This window comes from Saccharospirillum sp. (genome assembly GCF_040881935.1).
Taxonomy (GTDB): Bacteria; Pseudomonadota; Gammaproteobacteria; order Pseudomonadales; family Natronospirillaceae; genus Saccharospirillum.
Genome location: NZ_JBBECH010000001.1, coordinates 1 through 9156, shown reverse-complemented (window position 1 = coordinate 9156; position 9156 = coordinate 1). Strand labels below are relative to the sequence as shown.

The 9156-nt window shown below is 56.2% G+C and carries 6 protein-coding genes; 3 read left to right on the top strand and 3 right to left on the bottom strand.

Going from position 1 to position 9156, the window contains the following annotated elements; all coding sequences use genetic code 11:
• Window positions 1–239 precede the first annotated feature (239 nt).
• From speD to WEB54_RS00020, 3 genes are all read left to right on the top strand, one after another.
• Window positions 240–1052: an adenosylmethionine decarboxylase gene (speD, locus tag WEB54_RS00030; protein WP_368052596.1), complete on the top strand. Its 813-nt coding sequence runs from the start codon at window positions 240–242 to the stop codon at window positions 1050–1052.
• Window positions 1053–1301: 249 nt separating this feature from the next.
• Complete coding sequence (locus WEB54_RS00025; RefSeq protein ID WP_368052595.1) at window positions 1302–2771, top strand: inorganic triphosphatase; 1470 nt, start codon at window positions 1302–1304, stop codon at window positions 2769–2771.
• A gap of 2 nt (window positions 2772–2773) precedes the next feature.
• Window positions 2774–4531, top strand: coding sequence for a GspE/PulE family protein (locus tag WEB54_RS00020; protein WP_368052594.1), 1758 nt, complete (start codon window positions 2774–2776; stop codon window positions 4529–4531).
• Window positions 4532–4548: 17 nt separating this feature from the next.
• On the opposite strand, the gene coq7 is transcribed toward WEB54_RS00020, so the two are convergent.
• From coq7 to purD, 3 genes are all read right to left on the bottom strand, one after another.
• The gene (gene coq7 / locus WEB54_RS00015; protein WP_368052593.1) at window positions 4549–5190 is read right to left on the bottom strand and encodes a 2-polyprenyl-3-methyl-6-methoxy-1,4-benzoquinone monooxygenase; all 642 of its coding nucleotides are present in this window, start codon (window positions 5188–5190) and stop codon (window positions 4549–4551) included.
• Entirely contained in the window at window positions 5165–7588 is a 2424-nt protein-coding gene (locus WEB54_RS00010; protein WP_368052592.1) for an ATP-binding protein, read from the bottom strand. Before WEB54_RS00010 ends, coq7 begins: the two co-directional genes overlap by 26 nt.
• A 136-nt stretch (window positions 7589–7724) precedes the next feature.
• On the bottom strand, window positions 7725–9008 hold the full coding sequence (gene purD, locus WEB54_RS00005) for a phosphoribosylamine--glycine ligase (protein ID WP_368052591.1): 1284 nt from the start codon (window positions 9006–9008) through the stop codon (window positions 7725–7727).
• Window positions 9009–9156: the final 148 nt, after the last annotated feature.

Below are 9156 nucleotides of genomic sequence, written 5' to 3'. Positions count from 1 at the left end.
CCGGACAGGCCTACCCGGCGGTCGGCACGGACTCCTGGCACGGGTTAGAGTGACGGTTGCCACCGGGGTGCGGCAACGAAAGCCGTAGAAAATTCACCAAAAAAAGCTGGGCTCATCAGGGTGTGATCCGCATAATACGGCCCGCTCAAGTACAGCCCGGCTGTGCTGTGCCCCGTGGGACAAATGGTTTGACTGTTCAGTCCCTTGAAATTGCCGGCCTGTAAGAGGTTCTAATGCAAATGAATGACGAGTTGCGCTTACACGGGTTTAATAACCTGACCAAATCGCTCAGTTTTAACATTTACGACATTAACTATGCGAAAACCGAGCAGCAGCAGAACGAGTACATTGCCTATATTGATGAAATGTACAACGCGGATCGGCTAACCGAGATTCTGACTCAGGTAACCGACATTATTGGCGCCAATATCCTGAACGTCGCGCGTCAGGATTATGAGCCGCATGGTGCCAGCGTCACGATTCTGATTTCAGAGTATCCGGTTGACGGCAGTGAGGACTTTTCCATCGCCACGCCGGGTCCTATGCCCAATTCGGTAGTCGGGCATCTGGATAAAAGCCATATTACCGTCCATACCTATCCGGAAAGCCACCCGGATAACGGCATTTCGACTTTTCGGGCTGATATTGATGTCAGTACCTGTGGGGTTATTTCACCGCTGAAGGCGTTAAATTTTTTGATTCACTCTTTTGACAGTGACATTGTGACGACGGATTACCGGGTTCGGGGCTTTACCCGGGATGTGGACGGACGCAAGCATTACATCGATCACCAGATCAATTCGATCCAGAACTATCTGGCGGAAGACACCAAGCAAGCCTATGAAATGATCGATGTGAATATTTATCAGGAGAATATCTTTCATACCAAGATGCTGCTGAAAGAATTCAATATTGAGAATTACTTGTTTGGCAGTGGTGTTGATGCCTATTCCGAGGCTGAACTGACCAGCATCACCGAGCGACTCTGGCGGGAAATGCAGGAAATTTTCTATTCGCGCAACATGAGCAATGGCCCTGGCCCCAGCAGTTAACACCTAATTGTTCAAACAATGAACAGTTATGCTGTAAATATGACCAATCGGCCCGTATGGACCGTAAAGTGTGATGAAAATCGCCTATTCCTGACTGTACACCCCGGCCCGGCAAGGTAAACTGACACAAAGAATACATCGTCCATCAGGATGATGGTTGCCAGCCGGGCCGCTTTATTGCCATCTAAGCTGGGTGGTTATCAAACCGGCTGAATCACAACTATAAGCATCAGCAAAACGGGTAGTCTCATGGGTCAGGAAATCGAATTGAAGCTCAGTATTCGTCCCACGGCGGTCGAAGCCTTCAGGTCACATCCGGTGTTGTCCTCTCTGCCATCCCAGTCCTGCACGCTCGAAAATCAGTATTACGATACGCCTGAACAACATCTGACACAGGCTGGCACGGCGCTGCGTCTGCGTTTTCAGGAGGGTCACTGTGTACAGACGCTGAAAACCCGGGGTTCCAATATTGGCGGCTTGCATCAGCGGGATGAATGGGAAGTGGAACGGCCCGACGGTCAACTCGAACTGTCGGAATTCCCCGCCGGCGTGTTGCCGGGCGAAGTAACGGCAAACCAGCTGGTGCCGCTATTCACCACAGGGTTTAACCGGCACCGCTGGCTGGTGCAGCATCAGGGAGCTGAAATTGAAGTGGTGCTGGATGAAGGCCAGGTATCGGCGGGTGATGAACGTCAGGCAATCAGTGAAGTGGAACTTGAACTTAAATCGGGTGGGTTGACCGCCTTGCTGTCGCTGGCCCAGGAGCTGACCCGGAGTATCCCTCTGGTGCCGTCTGACATTTCCAAGGCGGAACGAGGTTACCGTTTGCTGAATTCTTCGGCCCCGATGAACCTGCCATTACCCGCCATCGTCGCCCAACAGAGTATGGAGAGCGCTTTCTGTGCTCTGTTCGGCTATGAGCTTGAACGTCTGCAACGGCAGTGGGATTCGTTCTGGAGGACGCAGCAGTGGTCTCAGGTGCAGGCCATGCTGGTAACGCTGGGTAATATGCAGACCGAGTTCGAATGGTTCAGTGATATTCTGCCCACCCGGCACCGTCTTCAGGTTAAAGCCTGGGTCGGCTGGCTGGAGGGCGCAATTAGGCCTTTGGTGTCCTGGTGGCCAGCGTGCTTCGCGCTCAGTCAGGATGCACGCAGCGAGCCGGAAAACATCGCGGTCAGTTTGCAGCAGGCGAAGGCGATTCGGGCTTTGCAGGGTATTGAAGATCTGGCGTCCAATGCGGATTTCGGTCATACCCTGATGTCGATGACGCAATGGCTGCATTTGCGCAGCTGGCGGGAAGATCAGTCCGACGATCACAAACGAGCGTCTGAAGTCGCCGTAAGTGACGGACTGGATCGCTCCCTGTCTACCGCCTGGCAGGCGTTTAACCCGGATCAGTTCGCTGGCAGCACCAGTCATGCTCTGGCTCAGTACCCGGCCGTACACCGGCTGTTGATGCTGTGCCAGTACTTCAATACCCTCTACAGTGAAGATCTGGATCACTACCAGGCTGAACTTCAGGCGCTTGAAGACAACCTCTCGAAACTGTCCGCAATGGATGTAGTCAGCCGACTGCATGAGTGGTTGAACGATCTGCCACTGGAACAACAAGCCTCGGTCTATAGCTGGACACGCAGCCAACCCGTCTTGCTGCGGGATATCAAGCAGCTGGCCGGACGTCTGTTTGAATCCCGGGATGCCGTGTTGGAGGTGTAACCTTGGCCGCTGTCTCCTTGTTGCCGGGTCGGCTTGAAATAGACAGCGTGTTGCGAGCGCTACAGGGCGATGGCCGTCTGAGTGTCGAGCAAACTGACCGGGCGCGCCGCAAGGTGCGTCCGGGCAAGGAGCACCCGTTACAACGCCTGGCCATGCTCGAACTGACTGATCAGGCAAACCCCACCAAAAAACTCAGTCTCAATGCTCTGACCCATTGGCTCGCCGAGCACCTTGAGTTGCCCTATCGAAATATTGACCCGCTCAAAATCGACGTTACGCGCATCACCGATGTGATGTCTTATGAATTCGCGCGTCGCTACAATTTGTTGCCGCTGGTGATTGAAGACGAGGTGGTGGAGATCGCCACCAGCGAGCCTCTGCTGACCGGATGGGAAGAGGCTATCGAGCAGGTGTCCCGGCGTACCATACGCAAGGTGGTGGCAAGCCCGGAAGATATCGATCGGTTTTCACTCGAATTTTATGCCCTGAACCGCTCTGTATCCGGAGCTGTCGGCCGCAAGTCAGCGGCTGGGCTGGGAAATTTTGAACAATTGGTCGAACTCGGCAATCTGCAAAATGTCGAGGCCAACGATGAACACATCGTTAATATTGTCGATTGGTTATTCCAGTACGCGTTTGACCAGCGAGCCAGTGATATTCATGTTGAACCGCGCCGGGATTACGCCCATATCCGGTTTCGCATCGACGGTATTCTGCATGCGGTGTATCAGATGCCGATACAGGTGGGGCAGGCGGTGGTCAGCCGCATTAAAATACTCGGCCGGATGAACGTCGCGGAAAAGCGCAAGCCACAGGATGGACGGGTCAAAACCAAGACGCCGGAAGGCCAGGAAGTTGAGCTGCGGTTGTCGACCTTGCCAACCGCCTTCGGTGAAAAACTGGTGATGCGGATTTTTGATCCGGAAGTGCTGCTAAAGGGTTTCTCTGCGCTCGGTCTGCAAGATGAAGATCTCAACAACTGGAAGCAGATGATCCGCAACCCGAACGGCATCATTCTGGTGACGGGCCCCACCGGCTCGGGTAAAACCACCACGCTGTATTCAACACTGCGCACACTGGCGACTCCGGAAGTGAATGTCTGCACCATTGAAGACCCAATTGAAATGGTGGAACCAGCCTTTAATCAGATGCAGATTCAGCAGAACATCGATCTCAGTTTTGCTGATGGCATTCGCGCCCTGATGCGTCAGGATCCGGACATTATCATGATTGGTGAGATTCGCGACCTGGAAACGGCCCAGATGGCCGTGCAAGCTGCGCTGACCGGTCACTTGGTACTCTCGACCGTACACACCAATGACGCACCCACCGCCATTACGCGCCTGCTTGATCTGGGAGTCCCCAGCTACCTGATCAAAGCCACCGTACTGGGTGCCATGGCGCAACGCCTGGTGAGAACCCTGTGCCCGCATTGCAAGACTACCACGGACGCGAGTGACGAGATCTGGCAGCAACTGGTCAAGCCCTGGTCGGCACCAAAGCCAGCTGCGTTTTATCAGCCGGTGGGCTGTCTGGAATGTCGCAATACCGGTTATCTCGGTCGTTCAGGGTTGTACGAAAGCTTCCTGATGAGCGGTGAACTGGCGGCGCTGGTAACGGATGATTGCGATCCGCAACAGTTTCGCAAGCACGCCATCAAACAGGGCATGCTCAGTCTGCGTTTATCCGGTGCTCGCAAGGTGGCGACTGGTATTACCACGCCGGAAGAGGTTTTTCGGGTGACCCCGGAAGTGCGTTAAAACTGGTAAGAAGCGCGTTAAATCCGGTAAACGGTTTTCGTCATTACTTTCGAGATTCCCGTCATGGCTTGTTTGACCAGGGGTGGAAAATCCCGCCCGCCGGCTGCGAGGGCGTGCTCGGCATGGCGTTCCTCGTCGGTCAGCATGCGCTCAAGGATGGCTGTTGAGCGTGGGTCTTGCTGGTCAATCTGGCGCAGATGATCGCGCAGATGCGTACTGACCTGATCTTCCGTAGCGGCTACAAACCCAAGTGACCAGGCGTCGCCAGCAATGCCCGCCGCCGCACCCATAACGTAGGAAAGGCCGTAAAACACCGGGTTCAGGTAACTGGTGCGACTGTTCAGTTCTATCAATCGTTGTTCGCACCAGGCTAGATGGTCTAGCTCTTCCTCGGCGGCTTGTTCCATGTCTTCCCGCACCTGCACCAGCTTGGCTGTGAGTGCCTGCCCCTGATACAAACCCTGAGCACAGACCTCTCCGGTATGGTTGATGCGCATCAATCCCGCTATGTGTTGCGTCTGGTCGGTGGTCAGGGCTGGGGCCTGCTGGTCTCCCCCCGGTAGTGGCTGGCGTGCCTGAATAGCCCCGGGCGTTAGCGTTTTCAGCGTGTTGTCCAGCTGGGCTACCAGACGGTCAGAAAAAGAGAGATTTCTTGGCATGGATACGATCCCGGTTGGCCTGAATATCAGGCATGGCCTGCATCAGAGTTTGTTTCAGAGCCCGGCCAGATACCGGTTTGGTCAATAGATACTGAATATTAAGCCGGCTTTCGTCCAGATCGACATGACCGACATCAACCCCGGTCAACATGATGATGATGATGTCCTTGTTCAGGCCGCTGTCGGCCCGAATGCGTTCAGCCAGTTCGATGCCGGTCATGCTGGGCATGTTCTGATCGAGCACCAACACATCAATCGGCGTTCCCTTGTGGTATTCGTTGTGCAGGTTGGCCAGGGCTGACTGACCGTTGCTCATGCTGAATACATCCATGCCCCAGCTCATGCCCAGATGTTCGATGACCTTGCGGCAGGTGAGATTGTCGTCGACGACCATCAGGCGCATTTGATCCAGATCCTGTATCGAGTAGTCATCGACCTCGGTGGTGGCGCTTATCTCTGCCAGCGGCACGTCGATCCAGAACGTCGTGCCCATACGCAGCTCGCTGCTAAAGGTTATTTGCCCACCCAGCAAACCAACCAGAATGCGAGTGATGGGCAGGCCCAGGTGCATATCCCGGGGCGCCAGTTGGTCTTCCGCGCGCACGGCTGGAAAGTCGAAGAGGCTGTTTTTCAACTCTTTTGGCAAGCCTGGCCCGGTGTCCGTTACGCTGAACCGGATGCGGTGGTGATGCCAGGGCTTGACCTGGATCAGGACTTCGCCGTTGTCGGTATAGTTCAGCGCATTGTCGAGCAAATTGCTCAGAACCTGGGCGATGATCTGGGCGTTGCCGCGATAGCGGGTCGGTAATTCCGGGTCAACGTCCATCACCAGTTCGAGTTGCTTGGCATGGGCGAGGCGTGAATAAGGTTGAATGGCGTCTTCCAGCAGGTCGTACAGATCGAATTCATCTTCGCCTTCCGGCAGACGATTCAGACCGATACGCACCAGGTTCTGTAGCTGGTCGGCCTGACGCAGCAGTGAAAACCCGGCGGCCTGTACGGTGTTAACGTACTCCTGTTGGTGCGCTGACAGGCTGGTGTCCTGCAGCAGCTCGGTCATGCCGAGTACGCCGTTGATCGGGCCACGCATTTCGTGGTTCAGCTTGCGCAGCAAGGGCCAGTGCAGATTGGGCAGGTCGAGTCCGTCGACGGCAAGTCGGGAGTTACTTTTACGAGCCACACCAAAAGCCGCCCAGCCGAAAATAAGCGTGGCTGTTATCGCCAGGCTGTGCAGGGCAAAGGCATTCAGGGCAATGCTCTGAATCAGCCCGAGACTGGCGGTCATGATCACGATGAAAATGATCAGAACGTTGCCTATGCCCGCCAGCAGCCAGCCTTCATAGCCAGCCTTGGCATCACGATGGAACAGCCACAGTGCGATAAAGCCCAGCAGTAGTAGAGGGATCAGCGTCAGTAACAGTGGGCTGATGGTGCGTGACAGCGGCAGTAAGGTTGCTACTGCCAGCACGGCCATCAGGCGCAGCATCCAAGTCAGGGTTTCCCTCAGCCAGCCCGGGTAGTCGTCCTTGCGAACCTCGGCCAGCAAGCCCAGCATACTCAATAACACCGTCACTCCACCGATATTGCGCGCGTGGATGTCCAGGTACCCCTGACTGGGGACAAGAAATGAGGCCAGGCCACTCCAGCCCGCATTGATGGCGATAAAGCCCAGATTGAGTAGCAGTGCCCAGGCCATTGTTGCTGATCGCAACTTGATCCAGGCCACCAGGGCCATTAGGACCAATACCCACTGCACGGCGAACAGCGCCGAGTGGGTGCTGAGGCTACGAGCGACCCTGAGCGTGAGGGTACGCTCATCCACGACAGAAATGAGTGTGTTCAGTGGGTCGTCTGACTGCAGTTTGATGTACAGGTACTGATTGCCCGGCTGAATGGGAACCGGTAGGACATAGGTGCCCAGTGGTTCAGGACGACTGTTTAGCGGCACGCTCGCACCGGAACGGATGCTGCTGAACGTCAGGGCCGCAGCGCTGTCGTTGAAGCTGGTAAAGGCGGTCGGGTTGATGGTGGGGTAGTGAATTTCGATCAGATGATTGGAGTGGCTTTCAACAAAAAAGGAATAGTTCTCGGTTTGCCCGCCGGGGTTGTTAACCGGTACCCGTATCCAGTAGGCGCCATCGAACAAGCCGCTGCGCAGGAGCGGGTTGTGCAGGGGTGTGAATTGATTGGCCAGCCCTTCCTGCTGCAACTGGTAGACTGAATATTGGTTGTTAGCATCAATCAGGTAATCCGAATGCTCAAGGATGTTGATGTCCAGTGTGCTCTGGTTGAGCATGATGGGTTCATCGGCCAAGGCCAGGCTGGCTAGTGGCAATGATATTAGTAATAACAGCCGCCTGACGGGGTTGGCGCGTTGGATCAGTCGATTGATTTTCACAAGGCGGAGCTCCAGCACCGAACATCCCTGGGCGGTTACCCAATGGTAACGCCCGCGTGGGCGCAGTATAACGCCGACGGCCACTGGCCCCAAGTCAGGGCGCGCGCAGCCGATTCATTCTAAGTCCGACAGACTCCTAGGAGCGGTTGATGGCCCGGTGACCGATGTCGGTGCGGTAGTAACAGTCGTCGAAATGAAGGGTGTGAATGGCGTCGTACGCACGTTGTTGGGCGTCGCTGACGCTCTGCCCCAGCGCGGTGGCGCACAGCACCCGCCCGCCCCGGGTCACGGTCTCGCCGAGGTCGTTCAGTGCCGTTCCGGCCTGAAAGACTTTGGCATCCTGGCCCAGATCCATATCAAGCCCGGTGATCACATCGCCAGAGCGGTAACTGCCCGGATAACCGCCTGCGGCCACTACCACGCCCAGCGCCGGTCGCGGATCCCACTGCGTTTGCTGACCTTCGAGGTTTCCCTGTACCGCTGCCAGGCACAGTTCAACCAGATCCGATTGCAGGCGCATCATGATGGGTTGAGTTTCCGGGTCGCCGAACCGGCAGTTGTATTCCAGAACATTGGGGGTGCCATCTTCCGCGACCATGATGCCCGCGTAGAGGAAACCCCGGTAGCGGTTACCTTCAGCCAGCATGCCGCGCACAGTGGGGGTAATGACCTCATCCATAATGCGTTGATGCAGCGTCTCGGTAACCACAGGTGCTGGTGAGTAAGCACCCATTCCCCCGGTATTCGGGCCAGTATCGGCATTGTCGCGGGCCTTGTGATCCTGAGAGGAGGCAAAGGGCACCACGGTTTCGCCGTCGACCATGACAATGAAGCTGGCTTCCTCGCCAGTCAGACACTGCTCAACGACGACCCGGGAGCCGGCGTCGCCAAAGGAATTGCCTGACAGCATATCGTCGATGGCGGCGATGGCTTCGGCTTCGGTCTGCGCGACAATCACGCCTTTGCCAGCAGCCAGCCCATCGGCTTTAACCACGATGGGCGCGCCTTTTTGTTGTACAAAGGCCCGGGCCTCGGCCGCATCGGTGAACACCTGATACCAGGCAGTCGGAATAGCATGGCGTTGCAGGAAGTCTTTGGTGAACGCCTTGGAGCCTTCCAACTGAGCCGCCGACTGGGTGGGGCCAAAAATGGGCAGTCCGCGCTGTTCGAACAGATCTACCACGCCAGCAACCAGGGGTGCTTCGGGACCAACGATGGTCAAACCCACCTTATGGCTTGCGGCGAAGTCGGCCAGGCCTTCAAGGTCCAGTGCCTCTATGGCGACGTTTTCAATACCTTCCTCACGCGCGGTACCGGCATTGCCAGGTGCGACATAGACTGTCTCTACCAGTGGGCTTTGCCGGGCCTTCCAGGCCAGCGCGTGCTCGCGGCCGCCATTGCCAATGATCAGAATGTTCATAACGGATGTCCTGTGTTCTTAAAGTGTGACCAACTCAAGCTTCGGAGTTCGCGGTTGGCTATGTTGCCAGCCGCCCGCACCGGCCACCAGGTAGGGCTATCGAGGGTCGGCGTAAACCCATCCCTGGGGCCTGGACCGCAGCATCCAT

Coding starts and splice junctions, on each gene's coding strand:
- speD (WP_368052596.1), top strand. CDS start 240: ATGAATGACGAGTTGCGCTTACACGGGTTTAATAACCTGACCAAATCG.
- WEB54_RS00025 (WP_368052595.1), top strand. CDS start 1,302: ATGGGTCAGGAAATCGAATTGAAGCTCAGTATTCGTCCCACGGCGGTC.
- coq7 (WP_368052593.1), bottom strand. CDS start 5,190: ATGCCAAGAAATCTCTCTTTTTCTGACCGTCTGGTAGCCCAGCTGGAC.
- purD (WP_368052591.1), bottom strand. CDS start 9,008: ATGAACATTCTGATCATTGGCAATGGCGGCCGCGAGCACGCGCTGGCC.